Origin of the sequence: Christiangramia oceanisediminis, assembly GCF_022570735.2 — a bacterium.
Lineage (GTDB): Bacteria > Bacteroidota > Bacteroidia > Flavobacteriales > Flavobacteriaceae > Christiangramia > Christiangramia oceanisediminis.
In genome coordinates this window covers 42,061-55,432 of sequence record NZ_JANCNS010000002.1, presented here as the reverse complement: position 1 = coordinate 55,432, position 13,372 = coordinate 42,061, and the positions used below count along the sequence as shown (strand labels likewise).

The 13,372-nt window shown below is 42.5% G+C and carries 8 protein-coding genes; 7 read left to right on the top strand and 1 reads right to left on the bottom strand.

Annotated features, from left to right (window positions below; genetic code table 11):
* Positions 1-2: 2 nt before the first annotated feature.
* From MKO06_RS07590 to miaA, 7 genes are all read left to right on the top strand, one after another.
* Complete coding sequence (locus MKO06_RS07590) at positions 3-893, top strand: 3-hydroxyacyl-CoA dehydrogenase family protein (protein WP_241551575.1); 891 nt, start codon at positions 3-5, stop codon at positions 891-893.
* 90 nt (positions 894-983) lie between these two features.
* Complete coding sequence (locus MKO06_RS07585; protein ID WP_241551574.1) at positions 984-2,219, top strand: DUF1015 domain-containing protein; 1,236 nt, start codon at positions 984-986, stop codon at positions 2,217-2,219.
* Between the two features lie 54 nt (positions 2,220-2,273).
* Positions 2,274-2,927: a YggS family pyridoxal phosphate-dependent enzyme gene (locus tag MKO06_RS07580; protein ID WP_241551573.1), complete on the top strand. Its 654-nt coding sequence runs from the start codon at positions 2,274-2,276 to the stop codon at positions 2,925-2,927.
* Positions 2,928-2,947: 20 nt separating this feature from the next.
* Positions 2,948-4,321 carry an exonuclease domain-containing protein gene (locus tag MKO06_RS07575; protein ID WP_241551572.1) on the top strand — a complete coding sequence of 458 codons (1,374 nt, stop codon included), beginning with the start codon at positions 2,948-2,950 and terminating at the stop codon, positions 4,319-4,321.
* Positions 4,314-6,284, top strand: coding sequence for a DUF3857 domain-containing protein (locus tag MKO06_RS07570; RefSeq protein WP_241551571.1), 1,971 nt, complete (start codon positions 4,314-4,316; stop codon positions 6,282-6,284). The genes MKO06_RS07575 and MKO06_RS07570 overlap by 8 nt, the downstream gene beginning before the upstream one ends.
* Positions 6,285-6,333: 49 nt before the next feature.
* Entirely contained in the window at positions 6,334-7,143 is an 810-nt protein-coding gene (locus MKO06_RS07565) for an ion transporter (protein WP_241552035.1), read from the top strand.
* Complete coding sequence (gene miaA / locus MKO06_RS07560; protein WP_241551570.1) at positions 7,136-8,044, top strand: tRNA (adenosine(37)-N6)-dimethylallyltransferase MiaA; 909 nt, start codon at positions 7,136-7,138, stop codon at positions 8,042-8,044. Before MKO06_RS07565 ends, miaA begins: the two co-directional genes overlap by 8 nt.
* Here the strand turns inward: miaA and MKO06_RS07555 are convergent.
* The gene (locus tag MKO06_RS07555) at positions 8,034-13,268 is read right to left on the bottom strand and encodes an HYR domain-containing protein (RefSeq protein WP_241551569.1); all 5,235 of its coding nucleotides are present in this window, start codon (positions 13,266-13,268) and stop codon (positions 8,034-8,036) included. The two genes, miaA and MKO06_RS07555, sit on opposite strands and share 11 nt — an antisense overlap.
* Positions 13,269-13,372: the final 104 nt, after the last annotated feature.

The window sequence follows — 13,372 nt, the reverse complement described above, 5'->3', positions numbered from 1 at the left end:
AAATGAAAAATATAGCAGTAATAGGTGCAGGAACCATGGGTAACGGGATCGCCCATACTTTCGCCCAAAGCGGTTATAAGGTAGAATTGATCGATATTTCAGAAGATAGCCTTAAAAAAGGAATGGATACCATTTCCAACAACCTGGACCGCATGATCGCCAAGGAAAAGATCAGCGAGCAGGATAAAAAAGCGACCCTTGAGAATATCACCACCCATACCGAAATTTCAAATGGAGTTAAGAAGGTAGATCTTGTGGTGGAGGCTGCTACCGAAAACACCGACCTGAAACTGAAGATTTTCAGACACCTGGACCAGAACACTTCAAAAGATACCATCCTGGCAACGAATACATCTTCCATCTCGATCACCCAGATCGCTGCGGCGGTTTCAAATCCTGAGCGCGTGATCGGAATGCATTTTATGAACCCGGTGCCAATTATGAAACTGGTGGAGATCATTCGTGGTTATAATACCAGCGATGAGGTTACCAACAAGATCATGAAACTTTCCATGGACCTTAAAAAGGTGCCGGTAGAAGTAAATGATTATCCCGGTTTTGTGGCCAACAGGATCCTGATGCCGATGATCAACGAGGCAATCGAGACACTATATAATGGTGTGGCCGGGGTTTACGAGATCGATACAGTGATGAAACTGGGAATGGCTCATCCTATGGGGCCGCTGCAACTAGCCGATTTTATAGGGCTGGATGTTTGCCACTCGATCCTTGAAGTGATGTACGACGGATTTAAAAATCCAAAATATGCTCCCTGCCCGTTGCTAACCAATATGGTGAGAGCCGGTAAGACCGGAGTGAAATCGGGTGAAGGATTCTATGATTATTCAGAATCTAAGAAAGCAGAAAAAGTTTCTTCTCAGTTCGGTAGTTAGTATTGAGTACTGATTAGTGAGGTTTTTTCCCTGAAGTTTTAAGACTGAAATTAAAAGAAGGAAAAATCTCTTAAAAAGCATGATCAAAATTTGACAAAGATACTTCCATTCAAGGCGGTTAGACCGGCCCCGGCTTTTGCGGGGCTGGTTGCATCCCGCCCTTATGAAGATTACAGCGAGAACGAATTAAGGGCCCAGCTCGATTATAATCCGTATTCATTCTTGCATATCATCAATCCAGGCTATAAGTTTCAGCATGAAATTGGAGGTGAAAAGCGCTTTGGAATGGTTCGCAATCGCTACCTGGAATTTCGGGAAGAAGGGGTATTCCAGAAAGATGAAAATGCCAGTTATTACATCTATGAAATTCACAGCCGGGAAGGTTCCTGCTGCGGAATCATTGCCGCTGCCAGCATTGACGATTATGAAAAAGATGTGATATGCAGGCATGAAGATACCATAGCCCACCGCGAAGAATTGTTCAAGGAATATTTGAAGGTGGTTGGTTTCAATACTGAACCGGTATTGCTTACCTATCCAGATAATTCAGTGATCAATGAATTGCTTGCCGAAAAAATGAAGATGCGACCCGAATACGAATTCGCGACCAATAACAAGGAACTGCACAGGCTCTGGCTTATTGATGATCCCGAACATGTTTCAAAGATCCGCAGCGAATTCGAAAAGCAGGAAAAGATCTATATCGCAGACGGCCATCATCGCAGTGCATCATCCTATTTGCTGGCTAAGGAAAGCAGGGAAAACAACCCCAATCATACCGGAGAAGAAAGTTATAATTTCTTTATGAGCTACCTGATTTCAGAAAGCAACCTTCGTATCTATGAGTTTAGCAGGCTTATTCGCGACCTCAACGGACATACCAAGGAAGAGTTCCTGATCCTGCTGGATGAATGGTTCCGCATCGAAAATCGGGGGTATGAAATATACAAGCCTTCCAAAAAGCATCATTTCAATATGTACCTGGATGGGGAGTTCTATTCCTTATATCTGCGGAAGACCAATTACGAGTTCACCGATTCCCTTAGCGAATTGGATTCCTTTATTTTGTTCGAAAAGATCCTGAAACCTATTTTAGGCATTGAAGACCTGAGGTATGATAAACGAATCGAATATATTCATGGCCGCAATGATCTAATCGAGCTGAAAACCCGTGTGGACAGCGGTGAATTCGCCGTGGGCTTCGGAATGTTGCCGGCCAGCATCGAAGAGATCAAACAAATTGCCGATGAAAATTTAACGATGCCGCCAAAAAGTACTTATATTGAACCAAAATTAAGAAGCGGTCTTACGATCTATGAATTTTAGGCTGCACTCTCCTGCCCTACCAGGAATTATCCTTAATCTAAAAAGACACAAAGGATGAACATTTCAGAAAATATAAAAAAATACAGAAGCGAACTTCCTGAACATGTGAAGCTCGTGGCCATTTCCAAGACCAAACCCAATGAAGACCTGCTGGAAGCCTACCGGGCTGGCCAGCGGATATTCGGGGAGAACAAGATCCAGGAAATGACCGATAAATGGGAACAACTCCCTAAAGATATCGAATGGCATATGGTGGGCCATGTTCAGCGGAACAAGGTAAAATACATGGCTCCATTCGTTTCCCTTATCCATGCTGTGGATAGTTTAAAATTGCTTAAAGAGATCAATAAAAGGGCAAAACAGAACGAACGAACGATCAACTGCCTTTTACAGATCAAGATTGCCGAGGAGGATTCCAAATTTGGAATTTCAAGGGAAGAGGCCCGGGAAATCCTTACTTCTGAAGCCTATTCCAAAATGAATAATGTGAAGATCATCGGGCTTATGGGAATGGCGACCTTTACCGACGATATGGAGCAGGTAAAAAGAGAATTTCAGCATCTTAAATCGGTTTTTGATGATTTTAGACAGGAATTTCCGGCGCTGGAAGAACTTTCCATGGGTATGAGCGGTGATTATCAGGTTGCTGTAGACTGTGGTTCCAGCATGGTTAGAATTGGAAGTAGTATCTTTGGAGCCCGGAATTAAAATTAACGAAGCAGAAGTATTTGTACGCGATATTAGACATAGAGACAACTGGCGGAAAGTATAATGAAGAGGGAATCACCGAAATTGCCATTTACAGGTTCGATGGTCACAAGGTCGTAGACCAGTTCATTAGTCTGTTGAATCCCGAAAAGGCCATTCAGCCTTTCGTAGTGAATCTTACCGGGATCAATAATGATATGCTGCGCAATGCGCCTAAATTCTACGAGGTGGCCAAACGCATCGTCGAGATCACCGAAGACTGCATTCTTGTGGCTCATAATGCTAAATTTGATTATCGCATCCTTCGAACCGAATTTCGCAGGCTGGGTTATGAATTTGAACGAAAAAGCCTTTGTACCGTAGAGCTATCCAAAAAACTGATCCCTGGTATGCCTTCTTACAGCCTGGGGAAACTCGTGAAATCGCTGGGAATCCCGCTTAGTGAAAGGCATCGGGCCGCTGGTGATGCGCAGGCGACGATCAAGCTTTTTAAAATGTTACTGAACAAGGATGTGGAAAAGGATATCCTTAAAGAACATATTCGAAAAGAACCTAAACGCTCCCTGGACACTAAACTGGTTTACTTACTCGAAGAACTACCAGCCGAGACCGGGGTATACTACTTCCATGATGAAAATGGTGAGATCATCTATGTAGGTAAATCCAGGAATATTAAAAAGAGGGTGAATCAGCATTTCACCAATGAGAATTCGAAATCCAGGGAAATGCAGCGCAAGGTGGCTTCGGTTTCCTACGAGCTTACCGGGAACGAATTGATCGCCCTGCTCAAGGAGAACCAGGAGATCAAAACCATCAAGCCCCGCTACAACCGCGCTTTGAAACGAGATGTTTTCAGCCATGCGCTATATCAATTCAAGGATGAAAATGGATATCTCAACCTTAAAGTTTCAAGGGCCAGCCAGAAAAAAGGGAATATCACCACCTTCGGAAGTTTAAGATCTGCAAAAAACGCACTCGCCAAATGGGTGGAAGAATACCAGTTATGTGAAAGGCTTGCCGGCCTGCATAACGGAAGTGGGAATTGTTTTGGTTATACTATTAAAAGCTGCCATGGAGCCTGTGTGGAAGAAGAATCACCTGAAGAATATAATGAACGAGTAAACCTCCTGATCAATAAATACTCCTACGAAAATCAAAATATGTTGCTGGTTGGAAAGGGCCGTGAAGTGGATGAGAAAAGCGCCCTTTTAATCGAAGACGGGGTCTTTAAAGGAGTTGGTTATTTTAACCTGAATCACCAGATCAACAATATGGACATCATTCGATCTATTATCAATCCTATGGATAATAACCGGGATGCCCAGCATATTATTCAAAGCTTCCTGAGAAAGAAGCACCAATTTAAAATCATCCAACTAAGCATCCATGAGTAAATTCTTCCTGAGCATCGCCTTACTTCTTGCCGTGCTCACCAGCCAATCACAGAATTATAATTCTGCCAATGCCACAGTTTCAATTTTTGATATGAGTGCAACCACCTACGCAAAGGATACAACGGCCAATGCGCTCTACATCTATGAAGAAGGCTTTAGCGAATTTCAACCCAAACATGATTACGACCTTGTCACTAATTACACCGCCAAGTTAAAGATCCTGAATAAGGAGGGCCTGGAACATGCGACCGTAGAGATCCCAGTTAGTAAAGGCAAAACTTCTTCAGAAAAAATTATCAATCTAAAGGCCTATACCTATAACTATATTAACGGGGTCAAAACTCAGTACAGGCTCAATCCGGAAAAAGTCTACAGGGAGGAATTTGAGACCTACGATATTTTGAAATTCACCTTTCCGAATGCCCAACCGGGATCGGTCCTGGTATATAGCTATGAATTGGTATCTCCTTTTATTTTCGATTTTCATACCTGGCATTTCCAGGACTATATCCCAAAGATCTATTCAAAATTCACAGCCAAGATCCCCGGAAACTATGAATATTATGTCACCAAGCGCGGGGAACTTGACCTGAAAAGTGTGAACAGCCGGATCATTGAACGGTGCATTAGCTTTAGTTCCAGGTCTGAGCCTGCGGGCTGTGGGGAAACGGTTTACGACATGGAGAACATTCCTGCTTTCAAGGTGGAAGAATACCTTACCTCAGAACGCAATTTTAAAAGCCGTGTCGAATTTGAACTAATACAGATCACCAGGCTGGATGGGTATGAAAGAAAGTTCACCAGGTCCTGGGCCGATGTGGACAAGGAAATTGAAAAAGTCAGTGATATTGGAAAACAACTGGGAAAGACCAGGCTGGTGGAAGACCTGCTTCCAGGGGAGATCATTTCTATGCCTAACAATCTTGAGAAGGCCACGAAGATCTATCAGTTCGTTCAGAAGAATTACAGCTGGAATGGCGAATATCGCATCCATGCCGATATGAACCTAAAAGACATCCTGGAAGATCAATCTGGAAATGTTCTGGCCGTTAACACCCTCCTCCACAACCTATATGTTACTGAAGGCTTTAAGGTCTACCCGGTACTTGCTTCTACCAGAAATAATGGATTCGCCGGGAAAGTCCATCCTGTATTAAGCGATTTCAACTATTTCTTTATCCAGCTTGTTCTGGATAAAAAGGAATTTCTATTAGACGCTACTGAAAAGAATCTAGATTTTGGTCGTCTCCCCTTCAGGGCACTGAATCAATACGCGCGAAAAATGGATTTTGAAAAAGGCAGCTCCTGGCTGGAAATCGTGCCGCAGGATTATTCGCAGATCACTTTTATCGATTCCTTAAAAGTCCAGCCAGACGGAACAGCCTTAGGTCAATCCCGGCAGATCATGACCGGATATCATGCCCTTAACTTTAGGGATCATATGAAGGAAGCCAGTGAAGAAGAAATATTCAATATCGTCTCCAAACCCAATGATCACACCAGGGCGATCGAAACTATTTTCGAAAACGAAGAGGCTCCTGAAGAAAACCTTTTTATCACATACGGACTGGAAAATAAAAGTCAGAAAATCGAAGACAGGATCTACCTGAATCCTTTCAGTTTTAAATTCTTTGACGGGAATCCGTTTAAACTGGATGAAAGACATTACCCTGTAGATTTTGGCTACAAAGATCTTTATAGCTATACCGTTTTTCTGGAAATTCCTGAAAACTATTCGATAGAAGAATTCCCGGAAAAGAAAGCGATCACAATGCCCGGAAATGGAGGAACCCTGATGTTCTCTACCCAACAGTTAGATGATCACACTTTAAGCGTAGTTTGTAGATTAAGCTTTAAGTCGGCTATGTACCCCTCGGTCATGTACGATGGCCTTAAGCAATTTTTTGATGAAATTATGCAGGTACAAACACAGTCGCTCATTGTACTAAAGAAAATTAGTTAAATTTGAAGGTAAACCTGTCTTTACTTTGAGAGAAGAAGAAAAGAAAAGTATGCCCCGGTGGAAATTCAAGCTTCATGAAGTGATCTATGAGGCCGATACTCCCGCAGGTAGATTCTTTGATATTGCCATCCTGGTCGTTATCATCATTAGTGTTGCATTAGTGATGATGGAGAGCGTTAGCGAATTGCTTATGAAATATGCATGGCAATTCTATATCGCGGAATGGATCATCACAGCGATCTTTACCATCGAATATATACTCAGGATCATCGCGATCAACAAACCCAAGCGATATATTTTCAGTTTCTATGGGATCGTTGATCTTTTGTCTACCCTACCCAGTTATATAGGATTTATTTTTGGAGGTGCCAACCTGTTATTTGCTATCCGGGCATTAAGACTGCTACGTATCTTCCGGGTGCTCAAGATCACCAGATATCTAGGAGAATCACGCAAACTTATGCTGGCATTGCGTAAAAGTCAGGCTAAAATCCTGGTCTTCCTTTTTGCTGTACTTATAATTTGCATCATAGCCGGAACCCTGATGCATTTAATAGAAGGTCCCGGTTCAGGTTTTGATAATATTCCCTTAAGCATCTACTGGTGTATCGTAACCCTTACCACTGTTGGGTTTGGAGATATTGCTCCCGTCACACCGCTGGGAAGGCTCATTGCCTCTGTTATTATGATCACTGGTTATGGGATTATAGCGGTACCTACCGGCATCGTTAGTGCTGAATTCAGCAAAACTTCGGAAAAAGCCCTTAATAATACTCAGGTTTGTCCTTATTGTAATGAAAAAGAGCATCTGAATGATGCTGAATACTGCCATAATTGCGGGAATAAACTAAATGAATAATTTTCTGGTCAATATCATAGGACCTACAGCTATTGGAAAAACCTCACTTGCTATTGAAGTGGCGAAATATTTCAATACCGAGATCCTTTCAGTCGATTCCCGACAGTTCTATAAAGAAATGAGCATAGGTACTGCAGTTCCAGATAAAGAAGAACTGGCCGCCGTTACTCACCATTTTATTCAGCATATTTCGGTAAGGGAAAATTACACGGTGGGAGATTTTGAAAAAGATGCGATCAATAAGCTGGAAGAGCTTTATAATAGTTCAAATATCGCCGTTATGGTGGGTGGTAGCGGACTGTACACCAAAGCGGTTACCGACGGCCTTGATGATTTTCCGAAGGTAGACCCTGAGATCAGGGAAAATTTGAACAAACATCTTGAGGAAGATGGGATAGACTGGCTTCAGCAGCGACTCTTCGCCCTTGATCCTGAATATTATAAACAGGCCGATGTTCAGAATCCGCATAGACTGGTTCGGGCTTTGGAGATCTGTATAGGGACCGGGCAAACCTTTACCTCATTTTTGAAAAGAGACAAACCCAGGCGAAATTTTAAAACCATTCACATTGGTTTAAAGGCAGACAGGGAAGTGATCTATGACCGAATCAATCAACGGGTGGATTTAATGATGCAAGAAGGCCTGCTTGACGAAGCACGGAAACTTTACCCAAACCGAAATCTGAATGCCCTGAACACGGTTGGTTATAAGGAACTGTTCCAGTACCTTGATGGTGAAATAGACCTGGAAACAGCCATTTCAGAGATCAAAAAAAACACCCGTAGATTCGCTAAAAGGCAACTTACCTGGTCCAGGAAAGACGACAGGATCAAATGGTTTGAATTCAACACAGACCGGGCTGTAATTCTCGAATACCTGGAACAGCAAATTAGTGCTTAAAGATCATTCGCTTTACCACTTCCCCTTCATTGGTATCCAGCTTCAGGATATAGATCGCTTCCTGTAAGCCTTCAACCTGCATATTATATTCCGTATCATTTTCGGTGAAATTCCTCGCCGTGACAAAACGCCCGCGATGATCAAAAATCTCAATCCGGCTGATTGTGATATCCCCCGGTGTGGCTACCTGGAACTCACCCGAATTCGGGTTGGGATAAATGAAAATATATTCTGAACCTTCGGCTTCCGAACAGATCCCTTCCTCAACAAAAACCGTGACTCTCACCATGGCGGTGGATACATTGCCTGAAGCATCTTCCGCAGTTACCCGCACCAGGTTCTCGCCAACCTCCTTACAGGTGAACACATTTTTGCTCAGGATATATACCACATTGGGATCGCAGGCATCAAAAGAGCCATCATTTATATCCTGGAAATTGATGGTCGCAACCCCTTCCAGATTCAGGTCGATACTGATATCCTGAAGGTTTAAGACCGGAGGTTCATCATCTATCACTTTCACAGTGATGTCGCAACTGCCTTCCAGCCTGCCGGTATAAGTTAAGCTAACTATATTATCCCCAATATCTTCACAGCCAAAATCCTGCCTGCTAATGCTGAATTCAAGACCGTCGCTATCCCCGGAATACAGGTTTGATATATCAAGGCTGGCTGCTCCATCAGGACCCAGGTTGAGCACAACCTGGTCTGCACAGCTAAAATCGCCGGAATCATCTATCACGTAAAGCGAAACGAACATGATATTGGAATCTAATTCTCCATCACTGGCGATATAAGTAAAATAATCCTGACCTATGAAATCCTGATCGGGAGTATAGATAAAGGAGCCATCTTCATTTAATTGAAGATTTCCGTTTTGTACATCGGTATCCAGTCGTACACTGAGTTCGTCATCATCCAGATCGTAATCATTAGCCAGGACGCCATCGGTTGCTGAAATATTGAGTTGGGTATTGACGGTTGTAGTATAAATATCCTCTATGCCCACGGGCGGATTATTTACATTTGAATCAGAAATAATGACTCTTACCAGGCTCTCGCAGGTGGCTGTATTCCCTGCTTCATCGGTCACTGTAAGAATTACCGTGTTATCTCCTTCATCTTCTGAAGTGAATTCGCTTTGATCTATACTCAGGCTTACTTCCCCGCAAGTATCGAATGAGCCATTATCGATCATCTCGGCGGTGATGATTCGGGTTTCACCTTCCTCAAGCACGATATCAAGCTGGCCTACACAAACCGCTTCCGGAGCCTTATCATCTACCAGTGAAACATACAGAATACAGGTTTTGATCTCCCCTTCATAAGACACGCTTACCTGCAATTCGGTGTCTTCTTCCAGCAGAGTTCCAGGGCTTATAGCCTGGGTGAATTCAGCATCCTCCGGTCCGTATTCAAGGATAGTGCTAAAGTCGGGCATTCTGTATTCACAATCTTCATTCGGCGAAAGTTCGTATTCCTCGATAATACAGCTAAAATCGATGCTTCCTTTCTCCCTGATGCTCAACAGGAAATCACACTGGGTCGTATTCCCGGCCTCATCGGTAATATTCAGAAAAATAATGGTATCATCTTCCAGTTCGGTGCCCGGGATGGGCTGCTGAGTGATTTCGGCTATTCCGCAATTATCAGAGCGGTCCAGTTCGTTTCTGAAATCTGGTAAGCTATATATTTCCCCTTCTTCTACTTCCACCGTACGATCGGCCAGGCAATTCACCACGGGAGGAGTCTCGTCCACTAAGAGCAGGTAGATATCACAACTTTCGGTTTCACCTTCGTAGGTCGCCCTAATGGTGATAAAAGGATCGGCATTGGTAATCGTGGTAGCACCTGGTTCAATGGACTGTTCAATTATGGCGTCCTCAGGAGTAAAACTGATGATTTCAGAAAAATCGGGAATTACATACTGACAATTCTCATCAGCAAAGATCTCATATTCACCCGGGCAGGAAAGCGAGAGTTGATTCTCCCTGATTACAACTATTTCAAAGCTGCAATCCAGCTGTCTTCGGGCTTCATCAATAGCCGTAAAACTTACCAGGTGAGTGCCTACCGGAAAAAGGCTACCCGAAGCCGGGCCCTGAGTTTGTTCAATTTCAACTTCACCACAAGCACCGGTAACGGTAGGTTCATCAAAATTCACAATTACTCCATCTTCTGAAGCATCTATTTCGTAAATATTCACCCCGGTTAAGGGGCAGAGCATACTGTAATCATTTGCCGGATTGATCACCTCCAGTTCGAACTCACAGGAAACGGTTTCACCATTGAGTGTTGCGCTGAAGTTTATTTGCTGGGTTGAACTGATCATGGTTCCTGGAGCAGGTGTTTGAATAACTTCCAGGTCAGGGTTGGTAGTAACTAAATCGGTATAATCTGGCAGGGGGATCTCGCAATTATCTCCTACATCCAGTGTTTGTTTATCCGGACAGGTAATTTCGGGAGTTGTATTGTCATTCTCCTCCAGTATTACTGTAACTACGCAGGTTTCTACATTATCATAAGTATCTGTTGCAGTAAGGTTGATCGTATAGGTTCCAGAACTGTCTAAAATAGTTCCGGGCTCCAGGTCCTGCACCAATTCCAGTTGTTCAATAGTATTACAATTATCGCTTACCCTGTTTTCAAAAAAGTCAGGAACCAAATAACCATCTTCGGGCAGGTCTAAGCTGATTGGTTCTGCCGGGCAGATTATTAGCGGTGCTCCCACATCCTCAACACTTACCTGGACCGTACATGAATATTCCTCCCCGGTTTCTTTATGACTGGCATTGATCTCAAGATCGAAAGTACCAATATCATCACAGGTAAACTGCTGAACATTTAATTCCAGGTCTAAATTCGAAATATCGCTGGTTATAAATTCTGAAGTAGGTATTTCGGTAACCGAAGAATTTTGAGCCTCCTCTCCCAGGAGTACGGTTAGCTCTCCGATACAACGGAATTCGTAGGCTTCCTCCACATTTATTTCAACAGTGAAACTACAAAGCTCAGATTCATTGCCCGATTCATCAACTGCCTTTAAAATCACTTGCTGGTCACTCGTTATTTCAGTTCCCCGTGGAGGCTGCTGAGTAATAAGCGGATCATTATCACAATTATCACTAACTAAAACCTGGGTCGTGTAATCATCTATAATGTGTGATTCCCCTTCCAGGATCGTAAAAGATGGATTCTCGTCGATACAATTTGAGATTACTGGAGCTTCATTATCTTCAATGCTAATCGTAAAACTACATTCAGAAGAGTTACCAGCTTCATCGGTTGCACGGTAACTGAGGGTTGTGGTTCCAACCGGAAAGTAATCTCCATTATCGAATTCGGTATTATCGATCCTGGTAATACTTACATCGCTGCCGCTATTATCGGTCGCTGTAACCTCCACAAAATTGACTATGGCTCTGCATTGCCCGGGATCTGTTCCCTGAAAAATATCATCTGGACAGTTAATCACAGGGGCTTCAGTATCTTCCTCCACAGTCACTGTGACCGTAAAACTACAGTCCTCAGTATTTCCTGAAGCATCGGTAATCACGAAGGTATTGGTGATGGTTTCACCCACAGGAAATTCCTCACCCGAAGCTATCCCTGCAGTTTGCTGAACAGAAAATCCTTTACAGTTATCATCAAATCCTACTGTATAGTTGACAATTTTACTGGTTTCTCCGAATGCTACAGTTTGATTAATATTCTCCGGACAACTGATGGTAGGATCTTCATTATCATCTATCGTGATCGTAAAACTGCAATCTGAAAAGTTTCCGGCTGCATCGGTCGCGCGAAAACTGATAGTAGTGGTTCCAACGGGAAAAAGATCTCCGGAATCCAGCCCGGTATTGTCGGTTCTGGTGACGCTTGCAGTCCCGCTATTATCGGTGGCAGTTGCATTGGGGAAGTTTACTATCGCACCGCATTCACCAGGATCGGTTTCCTGGCTAATATCATCTGGACAGCTAATTACAGGATCATCGGTATCTACATCCTCGTCTACATTTATCGTTACAATTGCCTGACATGTTGATTGCTGTCCATAATTGTCGATCACGGTTAGCGTAACAAGGTTATCACCCTCATCTGTGGAAGAAAAATTAACTTTATCTAACCTTAATTCAACTTCACCACACAGGTCAAAAGAACCAGAATCAATATCTGATTCTTGAATGGTAATTGTCTCATCAACACCAATGTTAAAAACCAATGGATCAGAAATACATACAGCCAACGGCGGAGTTACATCCATCGAAGGAGTTCTACGATAAATTTCTAGATCAAATTCTATAGTATTAGGTACATAACCAATGAAAATAACATTACCTCCGTCTACAAAACCATTATTGACATACATTTTGTCACAGGAATTAAAAGCAATGTCTACCGGAAAATCAATTTCTTGTTTATATAAATATGCGAAGGTTTGATCAGGTCTATAAATACGGATCCCAAAAGCATTATCATCTATTCCATTATCAATATCCTGAGCAATGTCCTGAGCCTCAGAAAACCCTATATTATCAAAATTTACAAACTTGCTAAAATCCAGTCTTCCTGCATATTCATTAACGTGAATGAAATCGAATGCATCAACAACTACACTTCCCGGAGATTGTACTTCTGGAAGTTCTCCCTGAATATCTAATTCGGAGTTCATTATTAAGACAGCAGGATTGTCTCCTCCTTCCTGACTTACATAAACCACACCTTGTGAGTTAACAGCAATTCTGTAAGGGCGGATGACATATGGATTATGATCTATTCTCGTCCCGTCCTGATTGTAAACACTAACCCTACTCATTTCGGTATTTTCACATCCACTACCACTAGGGTTATATTCCGCAACATAAATGTTACCGTTTCTTCCGACAGCTACACCTAACGGCCGGTAAAATCCGGTGTAGAATTCATTGACCTTGACGCCTTCAGAATTATACTTTTTGATTTTACCATTAGTACCACAAGATCCCTCTTCTGAATAATCTGCTACATAAAAAAAATCAGAATCATCAATATAGAAATCAACGGGACTATTTAAACCATTTATAAATGGAACAGGATTTCCTCCGGCTTCATTTCTTTTTTGAATACCGTTCCCAAAGGTTAAAACAAATACGTTATTCTCAGAATCGGTATCTATACTTATTGGCAATTCAGAAGTGTCAATACCAGAAAAACCTATGTTTAAATCCGCGAGTTGGATTTCATTCAAATGAGAATAGCTTGGAAGAATATTAGACCTTTGAGCAAAAGAGGAATTATAAGCAATAGAAAGTATTACACTTAATAGAACAATCCTTAGGTTATAGGTACCTA

Bases quoted from the DNA above. Each gene is read 5' to 3' on its own strand.
- MKO06_RS07590 (WP_241551575.1), top strand. From the start codon at position 3: ATGAAAAATATAGCAGTAATAGGTGCAGGAACCATGGGTAACGGGATC.
- MKO06_RS07580 (WP_241551573.1), top strand. From the start codon at position 2,274: ATGAACATTTCAGAAAATATAAAAAAATACAGAAGCGAACTTCCTGAA.
- MKO06_RS07565 (WP_241552035.1), top strand. From the start codon at position 6,334: ATGCCCCGGTGGAAATTCAAGCTTCATGAAGTGATCTATGAGGCCGAT.
- MKO06_RS07570 (WP_241551571.1), top strand. From the start codon at position 4,314: ATGAGTAAATTCTTCCTGAGCATCGCCTTACTTCTTGCCGTGCTCACC.
- miaA (WP_241551570.1), top strand. From the start codon at position 7,136: ATGAATAATTTTCTGGTCAATATCATAGGACCTACAGCTATTGGAAAA.